The sequence below is a fragment of the Acidiluteibacter sp. genome, assembly GCF_055129545.1.
In genome coordinates this window covers 94,674-117,042 of the sequence record NZ_JBSRUB010000007.1, presented here as the reverse complement: position 1 = coordinate 117,042, position 22,369 = coordinate 94,674, and the positions used below count along the sequence as shown (strand labels likewise).

The 22,369-nt window shown below is 36.1% G+C and carries 21 protein-coding genes; 6 read left to right on the top strand and 15 right to left on the bottom strand.

Annotated elements, in window-relative coordinates; all coding sequences use genetic code 11:
- The first annotated feature begins 58 nt into the window (after positions 1–58).
- From ACTB0X_RS03220 to ACTB0X_RS03210, 3 genes are all read left to right on the top strand, one after another.
- Positions 59–796: a rhomboid family intramembrane serine protease gene (locus tag ACTB0X_RS03220; RefSeq protein WP_463023546.1), complete on the top strand. Its 738-nt coding sequence runs from the start codon at positions 59–61 to the stop codon at positions 794–796.
- 156 nt (positions 797–952) lie between these two features.
- Positions 953–3,646 carry a T9SS type A sorting domain-containing protein gene (locus ACTB0X_RS03215; protein WP_463023545.1) on the top strand — a complete coding sequence of 898 codons (2,694 nt, stop codon included), beginning with the start codon at positions 953–955 and terminating at the stop codon, positions 3,644–3,646.
- A gap of 49 nt (positions 3,647–3,695) precedes the next feature.
- On the top strand, positions 3,696–5,492 hold the full coding sequence (locus ACTB0X_RS03210; RefSeq protein ID WP_463023544.1) for a T9SS type B sorting domain-containing protein: 1,797 nt from the start codon (positions 3,696–3,698) through the stop codon (positions 5,490–5,492).
- Positions 5,493–5,496: 4 nt separating this feature from the next.
- Here the strand turns inward: ACTB0X_RS03210 and ACTB0X_RS03205 are convergent, their stop codons facing one another.
- From ACTB0X_RS03205 to ACTB0X_RS03195, 3 genes are read right to left on the bottom strand one after another with little or no spacing between them, the layout of a single operon-like run.
- Complete coding sequence (locus tag ACTB0X_RS03205; protein WP_463023543.1) at positions 5,497–5,979, bottom strand: GNAT family N-acetyltransferase; 483 nt, start codon at positions 5,977–5,979, stop codon at positions 5,497–5,499.
- Entirely contained in the window at positions 5,979–8,075 is a 2,097-nt protein-coding gene (locus ACTB0X_RS03200) for a helix-hairpin-helix domain-containing protein (RefSeq protein ID WP_463023542.1), read from the bottom strand. The genes ACTB0X_RS03205 and ACTB0X_RS03200 overlap by 1 nt, the downstream gene beginning before the upstream one ends.
- Positions 8,075–8,905, bottom strand: coding sequence for a PorV/PorQ family protein (locus ACTB0X_RS03195; RefSeq protein WP_463023541.1), 831 nt, complete (start codon positions 8,903–8,905; stop codon positions 8,075–8,077). Before ACTB0X_RS03195 ends, ACTB0X_RS03200 begins: the two co-directional genes overlap by 1 nt.
- A gap of 125 nt (positions 8,906–9,030) precedes the next feature.
- Between ACTB0X_RS03195 and ACTB0X_RS03190 the strand changes: the two genes are divergently transcribed.
- Positions 9,031–9,576 (top strand): 1-acyl-sn-glycerol-3-phosphate acyltransferase, encoded by a 546-nt coding sequence (locus ACTB0X_RS03190; protein WP_463023540.1) that lies wholly within the window; start codon positions 9,031–9,033, stop codon positions 9,574–9,576.
- Here the strand turns inward: ACTB0X_RS03190 and purE are convergent.
- The 8 genes from purE to ACTB0X_RS03150 form a co-directional block, all read right to left on the bottom strand.
- Entirely contained in the window at positions 9,573–10,061 is a 489-nt protein-coding gene (gene purE, locus ACTB0X_RS03185) for a 5-(carboxyamino)imidazole ribonucleotide mutase (RefSeq protein WP_463023539.1), read from the bottom strand. The genes ACTB0X_RS03190 and purE overlap by 4 nt on opposite strands.
- Positions 10,058–11,203, bottom strand: a complete 1,146-nt coding sequence (locus tag ACTB0X_RS03180; RefSeq protein ID WP_463023538.1) for a 5-(carboxyamino)imidazole ribonucleotide synthase — start codon at positions 11,201–11,203, stop codon at positions 10,058–10,060. Before ACTB0X_RS03180 ends, purE begins: the two co-directional genes overlap by 4 nt.
- A 126-nt stretch (positions 11,204–11,329) precedes the next feature.
- The gene (locus ACTB0X_RS03175) at positions 11,330–12,076 is read right to left on the bottom strand and encodes a methyltransferase family protein (protein WP_463023537.1); all 747 of its coding nucleotides are present in this window, start codon (positions 12,074–12,076) and stop codon (positions 11,330–11,332) included.
- A 408-nt stretch (positions 12,077–12,484) separates the two neighbouring features.
- The gene (locus ACTB0X_RS03170) at positions 12,485–12,739 is read right to left on the bottom strand and encodes a hypothetical protein (protein WP_463023536.1); all 255 of its coding nucleotides are present in this window, start codon (positions 12,737–12,739) and stop codon (positions 12,485–12,487) included.
- Positions 12,739–13,641: a rhomboid family intramembrane serine protease gene (locus ACTB0X_RS03165; protein ID WP_463023535.1), complete on the bottom strand. Its 903-nt coding sequence runs from the start codon at positions 13,639–13,641 to the stop codon at positions 12,739–12,741. Before ACTB0X_RS03165 ends, ACTB0X_RS03170 begins: the two co-directional genes overlap by 1 nt.
- A gap of 4 nt (positions 13,642–13,645) precedes the next feature.
- Entirely contained in the window at positions 13,646–14,461 is an 816-nt protein-coding gene (locus ACTB0X_RS03160; protein ID WP_463023534.1) for a rhomboid family intramembrane serine protease, read from the bottom strand.
- Entirely contained in the window at positions 14,458–16,320 is a 1,863-nt protein-coding gene (gene mutL / locus ACTB0X_RS03155; RefSeq protein WP_463023533.1) for a DNA mismatch repair endonuclease MutL, read from the bottom strand. Before mutL ends, ACTB0X_RS03160 begins: the two co-directional genes overlap by 4 nt.
- A 102-nt stretch (positions 16,321–16,422) precedes the next feature.
- Entirely contained in the window at positions 16,423–16,719 is a 297-nt protein-coding gene (locus ACTB0X_RS03150; protein ID WP_463023532.1) for a hypothetical protein, read from the bottom strand.
- A 364-nt stretch (positions 16,720–17,083) separates the two neighbouring features.
- Between ACTB0X_RS03150 and ACTB0X_RS03145 the strand changes: the two genes are divergently transcribed.
- On the top strand, positions 17,084–17,332 hold the full coding sequence (locus ACTB0X_RS03145; protein WP_463023531.1) for an FUSC family protein: 249 nt from the start codon (positions 17,084–17,086) through the stop codon (positions 17,330–17,332).
- A 14-nt stretch (positions 17,333–17,346) separates the two neighbouring features.
- Here the strand turns inward: ACTB0X_RS03145 and ACTB0X_RS03140 are convergent, their stop codons facing one another.
- The gene (locus ACTB0X_RS03140; RefSeq protein WP_463023530.1) at positions 17,347–19,716 is read right to left on the bottom strand and encodes a heavy metal translocating P-type ATPase; all 2,370 of its coding nucleotides are present in this window, start codon (positions 19,714–19,716) and stop codon (positions 17,347–17,349) included.
- 97 nt (positions 19,717–19,813) lie between these two features.
- On the opposite strand from ACTB0X_RS03140, the gene ACTB0X_RS03135 reads away from it, so the two are divergent.
- Complete coding sequence (locus ACTB0X_RS03135; RefSeq protein WP_463023529.1) at positions 19,814–20,521, top strand: Crp/Fnr family transcriptional regulator; 708 nt, start codon at positions 19,814–19,816, stop codon at positions 20,519–20,521.
- On the opposite strand, the gene ACTB0X_RS03130 is transcribed toward ACTB0X_RS03135, so the two are convergent.
- The 3 genes from ACTB0X_RS03130 to ACTB0X_RS03120 all read right to left on the bottom strand — a co-directional run bounded on the left by ACTB0X_RS03130 (position 20,510) and on the right by ACTB0X_RS03120 (position 22,369).
- On the bottom strand, positions 20,510–21,025 hold the full coding sequence (locus ACTB0X_RS03130) for a hypothetical protein (RefSeq protein ID WP_463023528.1): 516 nt from the start codon (positions 21,023–21,025) through the stop codon (positions 20,510–20,512). The genes ACTB0X_RS03135 and ACTB0X_RS03130 overlap by 12 nt on opposite strands.
- Positions 21,026–21,039: 14 nt before the next feature.
- A complete protein-coding gene (locus ACTB0X_RS03125) occupies positions 21,040–21,549 on the bottom strand; it encodes a hypothetical protein (protein ID WP_463023527.1) in 510 nt (169 codons plus the stop codon).
- A 61-nt stretch (positions 21,550–21,610) separates the two neighbouring features.
- Positions 21,611–22,369: a COG4705 family protein gene (locus ACTB0X_RS03120; RefSeq protein ID WP_463023526.1), complete on the bottom strand. Its 759-nt coding sequence runs from the start codon at positions 22,367–22,369 to the stop codon at positions 21,611–21,613.

Below are 22,369 nucleotides of genomic sequence, written 5' to 3'. Positions count from 1 at the left end.
CAATTCTATTTTTTTATAGATGGCGATATTTATTCACAAATGGTAACTTTATAATCAAATGAATACGACGGACAAAAGAAAATTTTTCTTCTCCATATTATTTCCATTCCTTTTTGTGGTGACGATATGGTTGATAAAAGCAGTGGAAATCACCTTTGACATCTCTTTTGTTGAGTTTGGGATATACCCTCGCAAATGGAGTGGCTTAATGGGTATTTTATTCATGCCTTTTATTCATGGCGATTACAATCATTTATTTAATAATTCAGTCCCACTGCTTATTCTCGGAAGTAGTTTGTTTTATTTCTATCGGCCAGTAGCGTTTAAGGTTATCTTTTGGTCCATTATCATGAGTGGTTTGTGGACTTGGATTTCTGCGCGTGACAGTTACCACATTGGTGCTAGTGGTTTAGTATATAGTTTGTTTGGATTTCTTTTTGTCAGCGGTTTTATCCGAAAACATTATCGATTAATTGCCATTTCTTTTCTAGTTGCATTCTTATATGGAAGTATGATTTGGGGCATTTTTCCGATCGATTACAAGGTTTCCTACGAAGGTCATTTTTGGGGTTTGTTTGCCGGATTGATATTGGCTTACATTTATCGAGATATTGGATTGAAAAAAGTGGAATACGTTTGGACCAATGAAGATGAACGACCAGAAGATGATCCTGATGCGTATTGGAATAAACCGTTGAATAATCCTCCAATCAATAACGCCCCGGAACCGCCAATAAGTCCAGTCATTCCCACAGAAAGAGAAGTGGTATATCATTATAAGCCGAAGGGGAAATAAAATAATTACTATTTTTTTTACAATTAATCAAACAATAAATATTTTTCGTAAGTTTATGCCAATGAGTGAAATGTGACAGTATACTAGTTTCACTTAAACCCATATTTGTATTCAATGACTCACGTAGAGTCTTTTCTATAAATTAAATTTAAGCTTATGAAAAATGTTAGTGTAAAAACCTTTAAGAAAGTAGTACCATTTCTTTTGTTTTTATTGATTAAATCAAATGTAATTGCGCAAATCCCTCCTGACCAGCCATGCCCAACAAGAATAATTGTACCGGGTAATTATACCGTTGATGATTTAGTGAATGATCCTGATTTTTATGGACTAGTTTCTCTAGTATATGATCCACTTTCTCTTTCAACAGTTTATACGCTTCAAGTATCAAGTTCTATAGTACTGTTTCAAGGATTGTTTTTTGTAAATCAACCTTTTCAAATATTAAGCACAAATGCGGTTTTTGAACTTGGGGCGGGTATAAGAGTAGTACCAAGCAATAAACAGAATATACCTGATGGTAAATTGATTCTTACCGAAAGTTTATTAGAGGGTTGCGAAACTATGTGGGAGGGGATTAACTTAACAACTGGAACTACTTCATTAAGAATGACTGATTCTGAAGTAAGAGACGCAGAGATTGCAGTTTTGTCAAACTCAGGAGCACATTTTGATATAAAATATTCAGTTTTTGATGCAAATTATGTAGGTATTAAAATGCCCGAATACTATGGAGAACATACAGGAACTGTAATAGGGTCTACATTTAAAGCCTCCAAATTTTTATTGCCACCTAGGTCAGGTAGTAGAGCTTATGCAGGAGTTTTACTTGATGGCGTAATTGATTTGAGTACTAGTAAAGGTTTTACCTTAGGTGATAATAGCATTCAGAGTTTTAAAAATTATTTTTTTGGAAATGATTATTCTATCCCTATACAGCCGGGATTGTTATTTGGAATAAAGTCAGATAAATCATCCGTTAAAATAATTAACAATGAATTTAGGGGATTTGTTTCAATAGATGTTATCGATCCAAACACTAAAGCTGCAGTTTATATTGATGGAATTTCTCAAATAGGTACTTTTAGTCCAATTACTGTTCCTGTTGTGACAATTGGTGGTAATGATACTTATGAAAGAAACTTCTTTTATGATTCAAATGAAAATATTAGGTTATTCGGAATTCAAAAATCAAAGGTTATAAATAATTTTTTCAGTGGTTTTTATCAATTTACAAATTCTACTAATGCTGTGGCAATTGGTGGCAGAGACAATACACATGCTTTAGGTGAATTACTTATTGAAAATAATGATATAAATGATAATTTACAAACTGGAATTAGTTTATCGAACTATTTTACAAACGATGTTATCATAAAAAATAACTCTATTAATCTTGAGGATGCATACAGAACTATTGGGATATATAACGACAATATCCATCCTGGTGCAACTTATGATTTACTTAGTAATGTTATTGATGATGCTTGTATTGGAATTAAGGTCATTAATTCTTCAGGTGCCCATATTGTTGAAAATATCATTGATTTAAAAACAAATACCTATCTGTTCAACGCTCTAAACACTGGAATTGATATTTCAAACACTTTTAACTTTGAAGGAAATAGGAATGTTGAAGTATGGAATAATCAAATTATTGGAGATAATACCATTGCTCCGGCATATTGTAAACAAACGGGAATAAGAGTTTCTATGTCTGGGCATGATGCAATGGTAAGCTGCAATGAGATTAGCTATACGACAACATCGATACATTATTTAGGAATTAATACTGAAGGAGATGATTCTTTTATACTTGGAAATACAATGTCTCAGGCTGATTATGGATTTGTTGCTTCAAATGGTACTGAGCTTGCTAACATTGGTTTAATAACCTTCCCTTCTGATAATCAATGGGACTTTATACCAATACATACCTATACAGAAAATGCGAATGGACAGTTTACTAGGTTTTGGACAAGAAATGGAGGGTTGCCCTTCGAACCTTGGAATAATTTATCGTTAAATCCAATTGAAGAAATAATTGTTGACCCAAATGCAAATGGTAATTTTTATGATTGTGATGACGTTTTTGTACCTCCATTTCAACGATTAGCCTCAAATATTACTACACCAAAAATGAAAAGAAGTACTATTTTCTTAAGTGAAAATTGGTTGAAAAACTACGGTTTCTTTAAAACTTTGTATTCGACTAAAAGCAGATTAAATACAGTATCAATAAATTACTTAGATAGTTTGAAAAGTACTTCTATTGGGTCTGCCATTTTAACTCAGAACAATGGGGATAGCTTGAGTAAATATAGAAATGTAAGTACCAATTTTATGGAAGATAATTTACTTTTTGCCTATTCCATCCGAGAAAATTTGTTGTATTCCAAACAACCTACTTTATCTAAAATGGATTATTATAGAATGGATACCATTGCAAAAAGTTGTCCGTTTGTTGTTGGCCCATCTGTTTACGAAGCAAGAAGTATTTTATTTGAACTTTATGGCATTGAGTATTATAATCAATGTGAAGAAATTATTGGAAAAGAAAATTATGAAAATGGAAAGGGTGCTAGATTGCGATCAGAACCAATAAGAGAAGAATCTATTTTAGATATTGACGTTTTTCCAAACCCTGCAACTGATTTATTGACCATAGAAACTACGTCAGAAAATGTACAATATCAATTTTTTGATTCTTTTGGAAAATTAGTTAAACTGGGAAATATACAATTCGGAAGAAATGAAATTAGTGTTAAGGAATTGATTCCTGGAATTTATTTTTTAATGGTTTCATCAGAGAATAAAAATGTGTTTACTAAGAAAGTAAATATAAAATAAAAACCAATAGGGATCAATCCTTTTTGATCCCTATTTTTACATAGAACCAATGAAAGCCTCTTCATCTTTTATGCTCTTGTTTTTTGTGGTATATTTTTCAACTGCCCAAAACTTAATTCAGAATCCAAGTTTTGAGCAGTATACGACTTGTCCAAATAATGGTGGACAAATTACACGATCAATTTATTGGCAAAATCCTACCAATGCAACTCCTGATTATTATCATGTTTGTTCTACTAATCCTTCAATTTCAATACCGTCAAGTTCTATAACAGGTTTCCAAATTCCTAGAAATGGGGATGCTTATTGTGGCTTAAATTTAAGCAGTATTCAAAGTCAATATAGAGAATATATTTATACAGAACTATCAGCTAGATTAACAAAGAATAGAAGATATAAAGTTGAATTTTATGTAAATCTAACTGATATTTCAAAATATGGCATCAATCGGGTTGGTGCATATTTATCTGCACATATCCCTGTTCCTCCTGTATTTGTGGGCACAGGGCCCTTAAGTATGTACACTCCACAGATAAATAACCCATTGGATCGGGTTATTTTGGACAAAGAGGCGTGGACCGAAATTTCAGGAATTTATACTGCCACAGGAGGTGAACGTTACATTACATTCGGAAATTTTTATGTGGACGATTCGGTTTCCACAATGAATACACCACCAGTTACCAATCCTTATTTTACAGCGTATTATTTATTTGACGATATGTCTGTCATTGAGTTGAATGACTATGATATTGAAGTATCTCAAATTGCAGTCAATGAAGTTTGTTATGGCAATCAAGATACAGTAAACATTACTTTGACTAATCACGCCGATTCGGCCATAGATTTTACGGTAGATACTGTACTTTTGAACCTCAATTTAGCGGTAAATGGTAGTTTAATCAACTCGTATTCTTATGAGTTGAATAACAATAATTTGTTAGGAACTGCATTGCAGCCGGACAGTTCAGTTCGTATTGAGATAACTGGAGTAGATTTTTCGATCATCGATTCACTTTATACTTTATCGGTAATCAGCAGCATGAAAAGAGACATTAATTCGCTCAATGACACCCTTAAAACCACTCATTCTCCTAGAATGGCAGTGGGAACTATTTCACCTTTACCAAAAGAAGTGTGTCACGGATCTTCAATAGAACTCATAGCTTCTAACTCAATTGGATCAGGCAATTGGCAGCACTCAGACGATGGTTTAATTTTTCAAAATTTTCAACCCAATGACACCATTAATCAAGTGTTGTATCGACCTACATATTTCCGTTATCAAGTGTGCAATGTTTTGCTTAGCGATACTTTTTTGGTTGCCGTAAATCGCCCTCCGTCAACTAACGACACTAGCTTTAATAGCTGTGAGTACAATTGGGTACTAACACCTCGAATAGAATTGCCCAAACAAACATTTGAATGGTATTATGGAAGTGATACTACTACTTTTTTCTACAAAGGAGACACATTGACTGTTACAGATACTTTGAATTCATTTTTTTACATCAAGTCGGTGGTAGATTCCTGTACTTCCAATGAATTTTCAATGGTTCAATTGCTTTGGGAGAATTGTGAAACACCTGATACTACTAAAGAAATTCAAATGGTGATACCAAATGTAATCACACCAAATGGAGATGGGATTAATGATTTCTTCATTTACACAATAGATTCCAATCAGACCATAGAAACAATTATTTTTGATCGTTGGGGCAGAGAAGTAGCCAATTGGAAAGGTAATCTGCCTTGGACTGCAGAAAAAGTAGAAGCTGGAACCTATTTCATTGTTTCAAAAATAAATGGCCGAGTTTATAAAAGCACATTGAGTGTATTGAAATAAGTTATCACAACCGATAAATCATTCGTGTAGTGCATGCAAAATGACCAGTATTTCCCATGGAGTGATCAATGTATTCGAAACCAGTTTTTTCATACAAATGAATGGCCTCTTTCAAAGCTGGGAAGGTTTCTAAATAGCAGATTTCAAAATCCTTTTCTTTCGCAAACTCCAAACAAAGTTGCATCAATTGTTTGCTAATTCCTTTTCCTCTTGCCGAAGTATGTAAAAACATCCGCTGTAATTCGCAAACCGAATCGGGTTCGCCTGGTAAGAGATTAATTCCTGCACCTCCCAACAGCTTACCATTTTCGAGGGCAACGAAATAGCGGCTTTTCACTGATGTAAAAGTAGTTGAGAGTCGATTGGTGCCATCATCAGTAAAAACAGTTCCAGGCGTCGCTGAATCGTATTCAATCAATGTATCTTTAATGATGCGACTCAGCGCTTCATCGTCTTTGGCTTCGATGGTTCTGTAGGTAATTTGCATTAGAATTTTAAACGCAGTTGAACTTTAATTTCACTTTTCACACGACCTTCAATTAAATCCTTGCTTGAAGAGATTTCATCTCGGTCGCTGTAATACGTTTGTGCATACCGCACCCATAAATCGATGCCTCTTCGAATGTGATATTTAGTCGATAAATAGAATCGGGTTCCTCGTCCACTGTAGGCGGGAATAGAAAAGGCGTAGAGCACATCGTTTTCATAAGCGTATATTCGACTATTGTAGGAATCGGTGTCAAACAGCGCATATCGCAAAGAGAAAGAGAAAGGGCTACTCAAACTATTGTATGAAAGGTCTTGATACAACACATATCCATATTCTGCTTTTTGATCGCCTTGGATATATCTGACCATTTCAATTCTATTGTCGAGGTCGAGTTGTTTGTTGATTTTATAGCTGATGTTATAACGATAATTGGTTTGTTTTTCATTCACCACAAGGTCGATGGGTTCTCCTTCAACTCTCAAATTAGCACCTCTTTCTCGTTCTCGAATCCGAGCATACATGCTCAGTTGTTTGTTGGGAGAATAAGTGATTTGAGCGAGATAATTGTAACCATCTGTTGGAGCATCCGATTGAAAACGCAACCAAGGGAAAACAAACCGATCAAAATATCCCGAAAGGGTGATGGTTTTAAATGGCTTGGCTGTAATTCCCATAAAAATTCCTTGTTCATTTACATTGGTTCCACCATCACCAATGGCATTGCTTTCAAATGGTTTAAAGTCTCTGTCGTACTTGCGTTGCTGAACAGCCAATGATAATTTAGGATCTAAATAAACCAATAAACCATTGGTAGTCGCCATTCCTCCATCAATGGAGTGACTAACCTCCCCAAAGAAGTTGAAATTTTTGTAAATATAATTGTAATCCAATCCTACGTTGGTATTTTCCTTTCCAATCTGGCTAAACTGATTATAGGTCTGTGTGCGAGGTTGATATTCTCCTTCCAGTTTATTTGTAACTGCCGTTAATCCGAAGTTGAAATTTCGTTTTTTATAGGTTAAGTGACCACCTAAATAAGTTCTTCTGATTCTATTTTTATTTTCTAATTCGCTTGGGGTTCTGTGAAATCCAGATTCACCTAAAGAGGTAAAAACAAACGTTTCTTGGTTATCCAATGTGTCGGTTACGTTAGCATCTACCTTATTGGAGGAATAAAAAGCGGTCAACTCAAAGTTGTATTTCTGAAGGGTAATTCCACCACCCCTCATAAATCGATCTTCTTGAACTGAAGTATAAGGACGTAAACCTCTTGCACTGCGCTTTATGGTTTGAAGATCGGCAGTTTTCCCAAAAGCTAATCCTGACCAAAACGTTAAACCTTGTCCAAATTGGGCTTGGAAATCTCCTAAAGCTAGCTCTTTTACGACTCCAAAATTTTGAAGGTATAAATGAGCTGAATAAAAGTCAAATCCATTCTTTTGAGTTCCTGTAAAGAATTCTTCACCGGCGTCTTTGTCTGCTGTAAATCCTGCACTGACATTATTGCTATAGGTAAATTTATATCTGGCATAATAGCGATCCTGACTTCCTAAATAGCGTGCATTTTCATTTTTATCTAATTCTTCAGGTGTTGCATCTGTGTATCCTTGCTGCTGTTCTAGCGTTCTAGTGTAACGCATGAAAAACTGATTGTCGCCATCCAATATAATGTCTTTTAAACTTGCATTGGGTGCATCTGCGTTTCGGTTCACCTTTACAAACGGTTGAATCAAACGAATGGATTCTATGTCCATCCCATCAACTGATTGCAGCTCTTCTAAAGTAATTAGTTTGCCATACTTCTCAATATGAACTAGTAAATTATTGATTTGAATGTCATTAATTAAACCTAAAGTTTGAAGCTCTTCGAAGCTCGTCTTATTTAAATTGATCGGCTTTCTATAATAGAACTCCAATTGCTCAAATAGGGTGGTGTAATCGGCATCACCGCTTTCATTGTTGTCCAATAAAAACTCAATTCGAGATTCAATGATGCGGTTTTTCTCTTTTTCGATGTCTAAGTTTTGCGACAAAGCATCGGATGCATTAAAAAAGTAAAATAGGAGAGAAGAATAGAATAGAAGTTGCTTCATTATTCAAACGTATAGGACAATGAAATTTTTGGAGAAAATCCTAAGTTGGAATCAAAACAAGAAGCAAAATCCATTTGGAAGTCTTTGAATAAAAGCCCAAAACCAAAACTGCTTTCTGCTGGTTTGTTTGCTATTCCTGCTCGTAAATAAAGGATCTCAATTACTTGGTATTCTAATCCAATGTGAATACTTGGGTCAAATTCTAGGTTTTTAGAAACTTGAATACTGGTATTTAATTTCTTTGAAAATTCGTAGTTCAGTCCAATCTGAATTTCAGTGGGCAAACGTTCGTCTTTAAAGTCGTTTAGATTATCTCTGGTAGGTAGTTTTGTTCTGGTAGGGTTACTGATGGTAGCCGCTAGACTTAATTCATCATTTATTTTAGTGTAAAATCCAACTTTGGCAGTTAAAATACCCGCACTTCCATATCCTTCACCGATTTTAAGATTAAAATAATTCAATTGAGCTCCGACACCAAATTTCTCACTCAATTTGATTCCATAGCTCAATCCCACTTTATTTTCTTGGTATTGTGAATATCCAAATTGAGATAAACTCAATCCAAAACCAGAGTTTTTTAACGCATAAGTGGCAGCGACAGATTTTAGTGCCAATTCTTTCACTAAGAATGAATTGGAATAGTAGGCGCCAACCGAAGTTTTGTTGTAAAAAGCTATCGCTCCCATGTTGTTTTCTACTGACCAAAGGTCTGCTTGGTTAATGGATGCTCCGCCCATTGCTGCTGCTCTTCCGCCGATAGACTCATTTAATTGGGCGCTTACGTGTATTGCAATGAAAGATAATAAACCAGCTAGTAGTGTTTTAACCATTCGTAAAAGTTAATAAATTCTAAAATTCTAAAGTACAAATCTTTTTAGAGAAGCTTATCAGCACTTACATTAAAAAACAATTAATTATACACTAGAATTAACACAGGTACCATTATATTTGCCCCATGCGACTACTCTCTCAATTTATTTTTTGGATCACCGGATGGAAAACTGCTGTAAAAGATAGTCCAGAGGTGAAGCGATGTGTACTCATAGCATCACCCCACACCAGTAATTGGGATTTTTTATATGCTAGATGTGCCCTGTATATCCTAAATATTAAAGTAAAGTTTTTAATCAAGAATGATTATTTCATTTTTCCGTTAAACCTCTTTTTGAAGTCAATGGGCGCGATTCCAGTTGACCGATCGAAAGCAAAAGGCAATAAAGTACAAGCCCTTATTGATTTGTTTGATGAGCACAAAGATTTAGTGACGATGATTCCGGCAGAAGGAACTCGAAGTTTAGTAAAGGAATTCAGAAAAGGATTTTATCACGTAGCTAATGGAGCCAAAGTGCCAATTGCATTAGGGTACTTGGATTACAAAAAGAAAATTGCAGGAATTGGTCCGTTGTTCTATCCCACAGGAGACATCGAAAAAGACTTGCAAAAAATCTATGCATTCTATCGCACTATTAATGCGAGGTACCCTGAAAATGCTATGCCTTAAGATTTAATGTCTTTGTTCATTTGATCGACTTTTGTTTTTAAGCTTTCTTTGTAGCTTTGAACATTGGTCATGATTTGTGGATTAGAAGTGGCAATGATTTGAGCAGCTAGAATCCCCGCATTTTTTGCTCCATCCAAAGCTACTGTTGCTACAGGCACACCACCAGGCATTTGTAAAATAGACAAAACAGAGTCCCAACCATCAATAGAATTACTTGATTTTACTGGAACTCCAATTACAGGAAGTGGAGTCAAAGAAGCGACCATTCCAGGTAAATGAGCTGCACCACCAGCACCGGCTATAATTACCTTTAATCCTTTTTTTAGGGCTGATTTCGCATAATCGAACATTAGTTCAGGAGTTCTGTGAGCAGAAACAATTGAGATTTCATAACTCACACCCAATTCTTTCAATACTTCAGCAGCTTGATTCATTACTTTTAAATCTGAGCTACTTCCCATTATAATTCCAACTTCTGCCTTCATACTGCTTTTATTTTGATGGTTTCTTTTACTTTTTTGGCAATTGTTTTAGCTTCGGCCAAGGTTTCTGCAACAATCGTTACATGTCCCATTTTTCGGAAGCTTTTGGTGGTGGCTTTTCCATACAAATGAATGTTGACGCCTTTCATTGCCATTGCTTCATTAACTCCTTCATATTTCGCGCGACCTTCAAATCCTTTTTCGCCCAATAGATTCACCATTACAGATGGTTTAACCGCTGCTGTATCTCCCAAAGGAAGATTCAATATGGATCGAATGTGCTGATCAAATTGAGAGGTGAAATTGCCTTCAATGCTTTGGTGTCCGCTATTGTGTGGACGTGGAGCAATTTCGTTGACCAACAACTCTCCTGAAGTGCTCAGAAAGAATTCTACTGCCAATAAACCCACCATATCTAATTCGGTAATCACTTTTTGAGCCAATTCTTGCGCTTGTTGTTCAATTGCAGCTGAAATATTGGCAGGAGCAAAAAGGTATTCCACCATATTGGCTTCATGGTTAAACTCCAATTCAACTACCGGGAAATTTTTCACTTCTCCACTCTCATTTCTAGCTACAATAACCGATAATTCTTTGTCCATTGGAACAGCTACTTCGCACATAGAAGGGCCTTCCATCGCGTTTTCGATATCTTCCATAGAGTTGATCTTTTTTACACCATATCCATCATACCCAGAGGTTCTTAATTTCTGAAAAAAGGGAAATTGAGTCGCTTTTTCAGCGATTTCATTTTTGTCTTTTGCAATAAAATAAGGAGATGTAGGAACACCAATCTTAGTAAAGAATTCCTTTTGTAATCCCTTATCTTGAATTATCTTAAGCGCTTTAGGTTGTGGAAATACTTTAATGCCTTTTAATTCTAAATCAGCTAAAGCGTCAGAGTTTACATCTTCAAATTCGATGGTAATCACATCTTTATCTAATCCGAAATTGTATACGGTATCGTAATCTTTGAAATCTCCCACAATAAACTCATTTGCCAATTGATGACAAGGAGCTTGAGGGGTTGGGTCTAGAACAGAAATAAATAAGTTGTAATCGTAGGCTTTTTGCAACATCATTCTGCCCAATTGACCTCCGCCTAAAAGGCCAATTTTAAAATCAGCACTGTGAATACTTTTCATGGCGCAAAGATAAACTGAATGAGTGGATGAAGCCAAATAAAAAAAGTAGAATTATTCGATTCGGCGTGATATCGAAACTTAAAAAAGTTGACAATCGATCGAGTCATGACATAAGAAGAAGATATTCTACTTTCTGTCTTCTTTCAATACAGTAGTCGTTTTCTGGATTGTTTTGATAACAGCATACCAAACTATTCCCAATACTAACCCCCAAAACCAATAACAATCTGTGAAGCAAGGTTGCTCCGTTAAGAGGTAGCTAGAAATGGAATTGAATACATAAAACATTAGAAATAAGTAAAGTATTCCAGCTTTCTCTTGTCTAATAATTTTTATGGCACTAAATGAATTACTAGGTGTTTTCCATTTTGAGAAAGAAGGAACAAATGCAGGTATGTTTGCAGAATAGTTGGTGTATTTGTCGCCATATTTATCAATTAAGTAGGATTCTTCCGCGAAAATAATACGCTCATAGTACAACCAATACAGCAGGGTGAATGCCATTATGAACCAAAAGTTCAATGTCAACATGGCAATCCCCAACCACATGAAATAGTTACCTACATATAACGGATGACGACAAATAGAGTAGAGGCCAGTCGCATTGATTTCATCAGCAATTTGACCTTGAGAAGTGTTTCTACCAGAAGTATTGTCGGCAGAATATCCTACTGCAATAATTCGAATAATGAGCCCCAGGGCACTTACTGCAAAACAACCAATGTTGAAATAGCTGATCCAGCTAGGCGCCTCTGTCGTTAATTGTGTTTGGATAAAAACAGTCAATCCTGCGATAATGATGATTACTGGTAAGTAACTTCTATATCTAAATAGGAAATTTCCCTGTGATCTTAATTCGTCTTTTAATGCCATAATTACGATTGAAAAACTCTTAGTGTTTTGTTAAAAGTTGGTAAATGTATGTATTCAGAATTGAAAACTAAGACTGTTTCCGACGTTTCTATTCATAAAAATAATATCCTTTTGAATAAGAAATTGTTATTTCTACATTAAATTATTTACTATTAAGATTTTAAAATAATACTTGGAAAGACCTAATTTGAAAGATTCATCATAAAAACGGAAGGGAAATTGATTCAAGGTAATAATATTGGACCAAGGCATTTGAACCAAATTAATAAAACAGGTAGATTTCATTAACACAGGTAAAATTGTTTAAATCCAAAGATAGAAGAAACAGCAGTTGGGAAAGATTAGTAAGTATTAAATAAATATCGATTACTTCCCAGTTAATGAGTTGGTTATAATTGTATTTAGACACTATGCGTCATCACCGAAGAAATGATTGATTTTTTTTTCCACTTTAATCAAACGCCCTTTTTTGTCTTTTTCTTTAAAATAGACAATGACTTTATTAAAGATGGGGATTTTTTTAGCCAACAGAAAAAAGGAAGCGAATAAAAAGGCATAGCCTAGTGGGATCATTGGCAAAAGGGCAAATGCACAACCTAATATAAAAAGGAGGATTCCGTATACAACTCTAGAATAGGGGAATCGAAATGGATTGAATTTCATTATTTGCTTTGGCTAAATAAAAAGTTTTTTTCTTCCTTGGTTAAACTATCGTAACCTGACTTTGAAATTTTATCCAATATGGCATCCACTTTTTCTTGTTCTAGTTTTTTGTTTGCGTTATACTGGTAGTCAGATTTTGGAACGCCAGAGCGGTGAGTGACCTTTATTCTCGACTTTTTTTCGAAACTAAATAGTTTCTTGAAAAACCGTTGAATTGGCCAAATCCATGCGCTGATGTCTTTTCCTTTCTTCAACTGTATAGCAAAGAAGTAGCCATAAAGAGCACCTCCGATGTGAGAAATGTGTCCTCCACTATTACTTTGACTGATGCTCAGTACATCTACAACAAATAAGAAGATAACAATCCATTTTAATTTAATGTTGCCAATGAAGAACATGCGCACTTCCATATTGGGCACGTAAGTCGCTACAGCAGCAAGAATGGCCATGATAGAAGCCGAAGCTCCTATCGCTTTTGATACGGGAATGACCTCTCCAAAGACAGGGAATAAATTGTAGGCAATAATGTACAATATTGCACCTGCTAATCCACCATTGATGTATACGCTCCACACTTTTTTCTGACCTAGAAATTGGCTGAAGAGTTGACCCCCAAAATACAGCGCAATCAAGTTGAAGATCAGATGGAGAAAGCCTGTATGAGTGAACATATACGTGAATAATGTCCAAGGGCGCATGATTAGCTTATCAACATAGGTTGGAACAGCCATGAAGTCCATGATCCAATCGTTGGCATCGCCACCTTTGATAGCAAATAGCCACAAGGTGACTAAAATAATTTTTAGCGCTATAAATACAGCTCCATTGATGTAAATCAACCGAGTAGCTGCATCTGCATCAGTATAACCCTTCAACACTTGTTGAAATGAAAATTTATTCATGTTTCTAATAGAATTGATTGGTGTCTTTCTTCCAATATTGAATCAAGAAATAACCGAATAACATTCCGCCTAAATGCGCAAAGTGAGCCACATTATCTCCAGGGTTGTTACTAATTCCTGAATACAATTCAATGGCTCCGTATATGATTACAAAGTATTTAGCTTTGATCGGAATAGGAGGGATCAATAACATCAATTGAGTATTTGGGAATAACATTCCGAAAGCCAAGAGGATTCCAAAAACAGATCCGGAAGCACCAACTGTTGGAATATCTCTGGTCATTAACAATATTTGTTTCGCCTTAGAAATGGTGGCTTGAATGTATTCTTGATTTTGTGCATTTTGCGTAAATTCTGCTATAAATTGCATGTAGTTTCCGCCGCCGCCATGATCGTCTAGGAATAACTCAAAGTTTGATGGAGTCGGGTTTTGAATGTAATAGTTTACTGCTTCTTCCAGGCCGTTCAGGGCAAAAGTTTGCACAATCATATTGATAATGGCAGCTCCAACTCCTGTTACCATGTAATAGAGTAAGAACCGTTTTGGCCCCCATACAGTTTCCAATACTTTTCCAAACATGTATAAGGCGAACATATTGAAAAATAGGTGCATAAAGTTACCGTGCATAAACATATAGGTCACCAACTGATATGGCTGAAACTCTGGGCTAGAAAAATGATGGATTCCTAAAATACTGGTCAGGTTAACACCCTGACTTTCCAATACCATCGTAGCCAACAGCATGATTACGTTGATGATCAGTAAGTTCTTTACGACCTCTGGAATATTACTTAAAAATGATTGTCTGTTTAAATTCATATGCGTTGAAATCGTTTATCTAATTCGTCAATACCATAGGTAATCACGATTGGTTTTCCATTGGGCAAATTATTGGGCATTTCACAAGAAAATAATTCGTCGATTAAGTTCTGCATTTCATCTTCATGCAATAATTTACCTCTTTTAATAGCCGTATTGTGCGCCAGCGATCTAGCCAAACTTTCACGCTTGTCTAATCTCAAATCGTCACTGTTCAATTTAAATTGATCGAGTAGTTTTTCCAATAATCCTTTCAAGTTATTTTCGGTCAATTCTACTGGAACTGCATTGATTACAAATGTATTCTTGCCAAATTCATTAATTTCAAATCCCAACTGATTGATTTCGTCTACTATGCCTATCATCATGGCGTAATCATCAGCTGAAAACTCAATCGTTTCAGGAAATAACAACCGCTGACTAGCGTGTTTCTTTTCGTTTAATGCCTTGATGAAACGTTCGTACAAAATTCGTTCATGTGCCCGCTGCTGATCGATAATTACAGCTCCCGACTTAATTTGGGTCATAATGTATCGCTGATGCAATTGCACCATTTTGTGGGCATGCTGAGTCGGTTTGTCATCCCAATTTGCAGTTATGATTTGACTTGCGGGTTCAGGCTCAATACTATTAGTAGTCGATTCTTTTTCAAAATCAGCTTGACTGTATAATTGTTGCCAATTGGTGTCTACGCGCTGTCGTTGTGCACTAAAACTGTCGCTTCCAGTTGATGGTCGCGGTGGTTTTTGATTGTTCTCAAAAGGGTTGAAATTCGGGTTCACCTCTATGGTGGGAACTTTAATCTGATCTGGAACACGCAAAGAAGCGTTAAAGCTCGTTTCTTGTTCAAAATCTAAGCTTGGCGCAATGTTGTATTTTCCCAATGCCTGTTTAACCGAAGTTCTTATAATGGCATAAATAGAGCGTTCATCTTCAAACTTAATCTCTGTTTTTGTGGGATGTATATTGATGTCAATCCGTGCGGGATCAATGTCTAATTTCAAAAAATAGGAGGGGTGCTGATCTTTAGTAACTAGTTCATCAAAAGCAGCTTGTATGGCATGATTCAAATAAGGACTTTTAATGAAACGATCGTTTACAAAGAAGTATTGCTCTCCCCTGGTCTTCTTGGCGTATTCTGGTTTTCCAACAAATCCGCTGATGCTAACAATGTCTGTCGTCTCCTCAACAGGAACCAATCTCTGGTTATATTTATCACCAAAAATACTGACAATTCGCTGTCTGAAACTGCCTTTGGGCAAATGAAACAATTCGCTTCCATCAGAATGAAATTTGAATGAAGCTTCAGGGTGGACCATCGCTACACGATAAAACTCTTCAATGATGTGTTTGGTTTCTACAGGGTTGCTTTTTAGAAAATTACGTCGAGCTGGAACGTTAAAAAATAAGTTCTTTATGCTTAAATTACTTCCTGATTGAGTAGAGCAAGGTTCTTGCGCGTCTACCACACTGCCTTCAATTACGATGTATGTTCCTAAATCCTGATCATCTTGTTTTGTTTTCAATTCTACCTGACTAATGGCTGCAATGGAAGCCAATGCTTCTCCACGAAATCCCATTGTTCTCAGGGCAAAAAGATCGTCTGCAGATTTAATCTTAGAAGTAGCATGCCGTTCGAAAGCCAATCGAGCATCGGTCGCACTCATCCCTTTGCCATTGTCGATGACTTGAATTAAGGTTTTTCCAGCATTTTTGGTTATTAAACAAATATCCGTAGCTCCTGCATCTATTGCATTTTCTAAAAGTTCTTTTACTGCTGAAGCAGGACGTTGAACAACTTCACCAGCTGCAATTTGGTTGGCAACTGAATCTGGAAGAAGTTGGATGATGTCTGACATGGAATGGAATCGAATTGAATGTTTTGTTTAACGCTGTGCAAAAGTACAAAATTCGAAAGGCATTACTTGGCAGAATTCTTATATTTTATTGGAGGTTGTAACTTACTTTAACACCACATAAGCCAAGCCTATTAAGGCAACCAATATGATTAAAATTCGTGTGTTCGATTTTCTTGTGAAATTGGAAGTGTTTTTATTGCTTTTCCATTGCTGTTTTAGGGTTCCTCTTAAATGGTCGCTACTGTAATTGGACGCATTGTCTTCTCGATTGAGTTCTGCTTTGATTCGAGCTTTTCGATCTTCCATTGCTTCCTTGGACTCATTGTAGTAACGAGGAGTAAACTCAAATTGTTTGGCAGCTCTACTTTTAAAAAATGATGGTAATCGCATTCCTGACATGGTTCAAAATTACTAAATGTTGTGCAAGTGCAGAGTTAAAAAAACGGGTTAGGAATAGAATTATTGTAAAGCCTCTTTTTATTCAACTTGAACCTCTATTGCTCGTTGATTTGAGTCTTCAAACTATAATAGTGTACTATTCTATAATTAACTTCATTAGGGCATCAATTTTGTTAGAATTTTAAACTTACAAATAGCTATTAAATAGTAAGTTAAATTGATTGGGTTGTTCAATGTAGTGCATGTGGATTAAAAGTCTATTTAGAATAGAATTGGAGTTGTTTCATTTTTTTAATGAACTTATGCTGAAAATTGTTAAAATTACCGTTGGAAACCGTTTATATTTAAAATAAACTTGAAACAAATGACGCAAGAGGAACTCTCAAAATTAACAGATCAAGAACTATTGATAGAGGCAAAAAAAATGAAATCAACGGCTGTAATAAATGCATTATTAGTTGGATTTTTGGTTGGAATTATAATTTACAGTACTGTAAAAAATACATTGGGATTTTTTACTTTGATCCCATTGTTTTTCATCTATAAAATAGTGAATCGGTCTAAAAATGATGAGGCACTGAAAAAAATACTTGAAGAAAGAGGGTTGAAATAATCAGCAAGTTATTCTCATTTTACTTTCCTACTCGCAAACCACACCGCAATCGTGGAAAAGCCTACCACAGAAATGGAACTGATTGGCATTAAAATCGCCGCAGTTACAGGCGACAATAAGCCTTGAACGGCAAAACTCAATCCAACAATGTTGTACAAGAATGAAATGATAAAACTTGCAATCACAATGCGTTTGGCACTTTTGGCGAAGGCTAAAATTTGTTCCAATTGATTGAATGCATCCGCCGATAGAATGAGATCGCAGGCAGGAGAGAAGGCGTTGACATCTTCGGCCAAAGCAACTCCCACATTACTTTTTTTCAAAGCTCCAGCATCGTTTAGTCCGTCGCCCACCATCATCACCTTTAAGTTTTGAGTTTGCAACTGTTCGATGTAATCCATTTTTTCTTTCGGACTTTGTTTAAAAATCAAGTCACTCCCTTTTGGAAATAAGGAGATCAATCGATCCTTTTGTCCATCATTGTCACCTGAAATTAAAGATAGACCGTAAGATGCGCTCAATTTATTCAGTAATGTATCCAATCCTTCTCTGTATTCGTTGTAGATGGTGTAATAGCCAATTGGTTGGTTATTGATAGAAATCGCCACAATGGAATCAGTGGTATTTTGAATGTCCATTCCAATCCAAGACGGTGAACCTATTTTATAATGTTCGTCGCCCACTTTTGCAGTTAAGCCTTTTGCAGGAATTTCTTCAAATTCGCTAATGGCCGACCAATTTTCTTGTTCGATAGAATTAAAAATCAACCGACTTAATGGGTGATTTGATTGCCTCAAAATGGTGTGTACATCATTTTGTTGGATAGCCGTCAAAGCTTTGCCAATGTAATGAATCGTTTGGTTGTTGCTGTAGGTTAGTGTTCCTGTTTTATCAAACACGATGTGGTTAAGATTGGCCATATCTTCTACCACAGCCGATTCCCTTAAATAACAATTGTGACGCCCCAGCCATCTGGTGGTGTGTCCAAATGTAAACGGAGCTGCTAATGCCAAAGCGCAAGGGCAAGCGACAATCAAAACGGCCGAAACCACTTGAATGACGGCATGAATTCCGTTGGCCCATTGAAAAATGCCTGATACAATGGCCACTATCAATATAATTGGAGTAAACCATTGGCTGATTTTGTCCGTAATTTCAGAGAAATGGTTGTGGGTTTTGTCTTGTTCCACTTGATCATTCCACAAACTTGTCAATTTGCTTTGTGATAACGGTCGAAGGGCTTCAATTTCTATGGCTTCTCCTTGTTGTCGTCCTCCCGCATAAATGCGATCTCCAGATTCTTTGCTGATGGGTTTAGATTCTCCTGTGGCAAAACTATTGTCTATTTGAGCGTCTCCGCGAATTAGAATACCATCCACAGGAATTAATTCTCCATTGTGAATCAGAATTCGATCTCCTTTTTGAATTTCATTGACTGGAATGGATTTTTCTTCATTGTCTTTAATTCGTACGACCGAAATAGGGAAGTAGGCTTTGTAATCGCGCTCAAATGACAGGCGGTGATAAGTTTTCTCTTGAAAAATACGTCCCAATAATAAGAAGAACAGTAATCCACACAAAGAATCAAAATAGCCTGCTCCAGTTTGAGAAACTACTTCGTAAAGGCTTCTAATATACAAAACTAATATTCCCAAAGCGATGGGAACGTCAATGTTGAGTCGCTTGCTTTTCAAACTAATCCATGCCGATTTGAAATAATCCCAACCGCTATAGAACGCCACTGGCGTGGCGATGAGTAAATTCAAGTAACCGAACCAAATGGCAAATTCCTCATAACTTTCTAGGTCTAGCCCAAAGTATTCTGGTAAACTCAGCAACATGATGTTTCCAAAAGCAAAGCCTGCTAGTCCAACTTGGTACACTAGTTTCCTACTGATGGCTTTTTTCTTGGGTTGATCTATTCGATCAAGGTTGATCTCGGGCTCGTAACCCAAGCTTGCCAATAATTCGACTAATTCTCTGAGAGTAAAATCCTTGTTGGAAAATGTGACTACAACTTCTTTCTTCAAAAAATTAACACGACTTTGCTGCACTGCGGGCTGCAATCGGTATAAATTCTCCAACAACCACAAACAAGAGCTACAGTGAATCTGTGGCAAGTATAAATGCGTTCGACTGATGGAGTCGTCTTTATAATCCAATAATTGCTCTTGAATTTCTTCGTTTTCTAAGTAGGCAAATTTGTTTTGTTTCTGCACTTTCGGAGATATCCCCGGCATTTGCTCCAATCGGTAATAGTCGCATAAGTCATTTTGATTCAATATTTCATACACAGTTTGGCACCCCTGACAACAAAATGTTTTGTCTTCAATTTTAATTGTTTCCTCTTGGCAAGGGTCTCCACAATGGTAGCAAGTAGTCATGTCTATTTATATTGGCTCTAAACACCGATTATGGTTCAAAATTCCTTTTTAAATCAGTTCAAAAGTATGACATTTGTCAGGTATTAAAACAGCTGTCATGAAAGAAGAAATAGAGGTTCCAAGTTGTCAAAAATGTGGCGCTAGACAAAAATCTGTTTTTTGTAGCCTTAATAGCGATCAATTGGTCAAACTCAATGAGGAAAAGGGGTGCGACTTCTATTCTAAGGGTGATGTTATTTTCAAGGAGGGGAGCTACTCGAAGGGACTTTTTTGTGTCAATAAAGGTAAAGTTAAGCTTAGTCGAATAGGACAAAGTGGCAAAGAGCAAATTGTACGTTTTTCTACAGCAGGAGATATATTGGGGTATAATTCGATGTTGAGTAAGCGTGCATTAGGTGCTACAGCCATCGCTTTGGAAGACTGCTCCATTTGTTTTGTTCCGGCCAGTCATTTCTTTGAATTAATAAAGCAAGAACCAGAATTTAGTTTGAAGATGTTAGAGTTAACTGCTAAAAACTGGGACAATGCTTCTAAATTGATCACCAATATGGCACAGAAAACGACCAAGCAACGGTTGGCAGAAATGCTATTGTGGTTGAAGGAAACATTTGGATTGGATAAAGACGATTGCATCGATGTTCAGCTCTCCAGAGAAGAAATTGCCAATATGGTTGGAACAGCAACAGAAGCAGTGATTCGTCTGTTGGCAGATCTTAAAAAGAATAAATTAATTGGCTTAGAAGGGAAGAAAATCAAACTACTGGACATTCACGGATTAGTGATGATTGCCGATTTAATCGATTGATTTCAATAGCGATTTTTTAATGCCTGGACTCAAGGATTCAGTATACTCTTCTGTCATGAACAATTGAATTTCATTTTGAAGTTCAGGATATTTCTTGGCGATTTTTAGCATTAATTTAATTGCGGTAATTCGAGTCGAAGAAATCTTCTCTAAGTCTTCCCAGATATTGGCGCAAACGTCAAATAAATGGCCTTCAAATTCTTCCTCCATGTCATACACCTCAAAGATTTTTAACAATTCACGCTGGTGACCGTCTTCTTTTCCTTCTATCGATTGTATGATTTCTAATAAATGGGGTTTTAGTCGCTCGTCGTTCTTTTTCAAACAGCCTCTCAATACCCAACCAGCTCGCCAAGAAATTTGATCTTTGCTGTCCAAGCACAACTCAAGCAGTCGATTAAACTCTTTGCTGTCCTTATTGGCAGATTCAATTAGTTTTTCCTTAAAATTGGGTCCTCTGAAGAGGAGTTGAAGGGTTTCTAATTGTTGATTCTCAGATGACATGTTATTGTGCGTGTTTAGAGGTGATCGTTGACTGTGAAGCCAGTACTTTTTTCTATAAAATTATGTAAAATCAGTAATTGATCCTGTCCTTTTTTCTGACCAAAATGAGAAGTGAAGTAAAGCGACAAAAACAAAAGAATTAATGCAGGAGTCAACCACAGAATTTGGGCTGATTTGTCCAAAGAAATATTAGTGAGTCCGATAATTGCAATGATAATAATTGAAAAGCCGATGGTTGCATAAAAGAATACAAACATGGTCCAAATGGACGGTTTAGGACCATATAATCCTCTCATTTCTGTTCCTTCTGTTGTTTCTTCTATAGAAATGACCAGCTGTGGCGACCAATAATGCTGTTCTGTTTTTGGGATGGTAATGGTTCCAAACCCGTGATTGATTTTTCCTTTACAACTGCACCCTTCGGTTTTTAAAAAAGCATTGATCAGAGATTCAATCTCTAATTGACTTTTGGTGGTTCTTACTTTAAACCGTGTACGTATTTGTATGGGATGGCTTTCAGACATATTGGTTTTCAGAATGCACTAAAAGTAATAAAATCTGATGAAATTAGAATAAGCACATTTTTTAGGTCATTAGTTTGTTATGTTGTTTTCTATAAGAAAGGTAGATAAGTATTCCCATTAGCGTTAGCGAAACTGAGGACGCTGCTAAGGTTCCTAAATCTAAACCTCCATTTGAGATGGGTTTTGTTAAAAAATCGCCAAATGTGGCCCCAAACGGTCGAGTAAATATAAAGGCGATCCAAAAAAGTAGGATTGGATTGATACTGGATTTCCAATGCAGGATTACGACGATTAAAATGATAAATGAAGTAATCCCTGCGCCTTTTAAATAGGAAAAGTTTAAACTATCCGTAATGAAATCGCCAAAAGCAGTTCCTAAGCTATTTGAAAACAAAACGGCCATCCAAAAATAAAGTTCTTTGGACTTAGAGTGTATCGGATAGACCGATAATGAATGGTACTTTTTATACCATATCGCAAGCGTAAATATCAATGCTAAAAATAGAAGAATACTTCCAAAAGTGTAACCTAAATGGAAGGTTCTATCCATTAAATCTGATATTTCTGTACCTAGGGTAGTAGTAGAAATTATGACTAACCAATACTTCAGTGGAGAATATGCTTTGGTGCTCAACTGTATGAATATTAAAACAGTAAATAGTGCTAAAGTGATTCCAAAACCAATCAAATAGCCCAGATTTAACGTCATTGAAAGGTAGTCACCTAATGTTTCACCAAGAGTTGTAGCGACTATTTTCATGATCCAAAACAATAAAGTTACTTGAGCAACTTTATTGAGAGTAGGGACTGGATTCTCCAT

Excerpts from the sequence above, each read along its gene's own strand:
- ACTB0X_RS03220 (WP_463023546.1), top strand. The coding sequence starts at position 59 with ATGAATACGACGGACAAAAGAAAATTTTTCTTCTCCATATTATTTCCA.
- ACTB0X_RS03215 (WP_463023545.1), top strand. The coding sequence starts at position 953 with ATGAAAAATGTTAGTGTAAAAACCTTTAAGAAAGTAGTACCATTTCTT.
- ACTB0X_RS03210 (WP_463023544.1), top strand. The coding sequence starts at position 3,696 with ATGAAAGCCTCTTCATCTTTTATGCTCTTGTTTTTTGTGGTATATTTT.
- ACTB0X_RS03205 (WP_463023543.1), bottom strand. The coding sequence starts at position 5,979 with ATGCAAATTACCTACAGAACCATCGAAGCCAAAGACGATGAAGCGCTG.
- ACTB0X_RS03200 (WP_463023542.1), bottom strand. The coding sequence starts at position 8,075 with ATGAAGCAACTTCTATTCTATTCTTCTCTCCTATTTTACTTTTTTAAT.
- ACTB0X_RS03195 (WP_463023541.1), bottom strand. The coding sequence starts at position 8,905 with ATGGTTAAAACACTACTAGCTGGTTTATTATCTTTCATTGCAATACAC.
- ACTB0X_RS03190 (WP_463023540.1), top strand. The coding sequence starts at position 9,031 with ATGCGACTACTCTCTCAATTTATTTTTTGGATCACCGGATGGAAAACT.
- purE (WP_463023539.1), bottom strand. The coding sequence starts at position 10,061 with ATGAAGGCAGAAGTTGGAATTATAATGGGAAGTAGCTCAGATTTAAAA.
- ACTB0X_RS03180 (WP_463023538.1), bottom strand. The coding sequence starts at position 11,203 with ATGAAAAGTATTCACAGTGCTGATTTTAAAATTGGCCTTTTAGGCGGA.
- ACTB0X_RS03175 (WP_463023537.1), bottom strand. The coding sequence starts at position 12,076 with ATGGCATTAAAAGACGAATTAAGATCACAGGGAAATTTCCTATTTAGA.
- ACTB0X_RS03170 (WP_463023536.1), bottom strand. The coding sequence starts at position 12,739 with ATGAAATTCAATCCATTTCGATTCCCCTATTCTAGAGTTGTATACGGA.
- ACTB0X_RS03165 (WP_463023535.1), bottom strand. The coding sequence starts at position 13,641 with ATGAATAAATTTTCATTTCAACAAGTGTTGAAGGGTTATACTGATGCA.
- ACTB0X_RS03160 (WP_463023534.1), bottom strand. The coding sequence starts at position 14,461 with ATGAATTTAAACAGACAATCATTTTTAAGTAATATTCCAGAGGTCGTA.
- mutL (WP_463023533.1), bottom strand. The coding sequence starts at position 16,320 with ATGTCAGACATCATCCAACTTCTTCCAGATTCAGTTGCCAACCAAATT.
- ACTB0X_RS03150 (WP_463023532.1), bottom strand. The coding sequence starts at position 16,719 with ATGTCAGGAATGCGATTACCATCATTTTTTAAAAGTAGAGCTGCCAAA.
- ACTB0X_RS03145 (WP_463023531.1), top strand. The coding sequence starts at position 17,084 with ATGACGCAAGAGGAACTCTCAAAATTAACAGATCAAGAACTATTGATA.
- ACTB0X_RS03140 (WP_463023530.1), bottom strand. The coding sequence starts at position 19,716 with ATGACTACTTGCTACCATTGTGGAGACCCTTGCCAAGAGGAAACAATT.
- ACTB0X_RS03135 (WP_463023529.1), top strand. The coding sequence starts at position 19,814 with ATGAAAGAAGAAATAGAGGTTCCAAGTTGTCAAAAATGTGGCGCTAGA.
- ACTB0X_RS03130 (WP_463023528.1), bottom strand. The coding sequence starts at position 21,025 with ATGTCATCTGAGAATCAACAATTAGAAACCCTTCAACTCCTCTTCAGA.
- ACTB0X_RS03125 (WP_463023527.1), bottom strand. The coding sequence starts at position 21,549 with ATGTCTGAAAGCCATCCCATACAAATACGTACACGGTTTAAAGTAAGA.
- ACTB0X_RS03120 (WP_463023526.1), bottom strand. The coding sequence starts at position 22,369 with ATGGAGAATCCAGTCCCTACTCTCAATAAAGTTGCTCAAGTAACTTTA.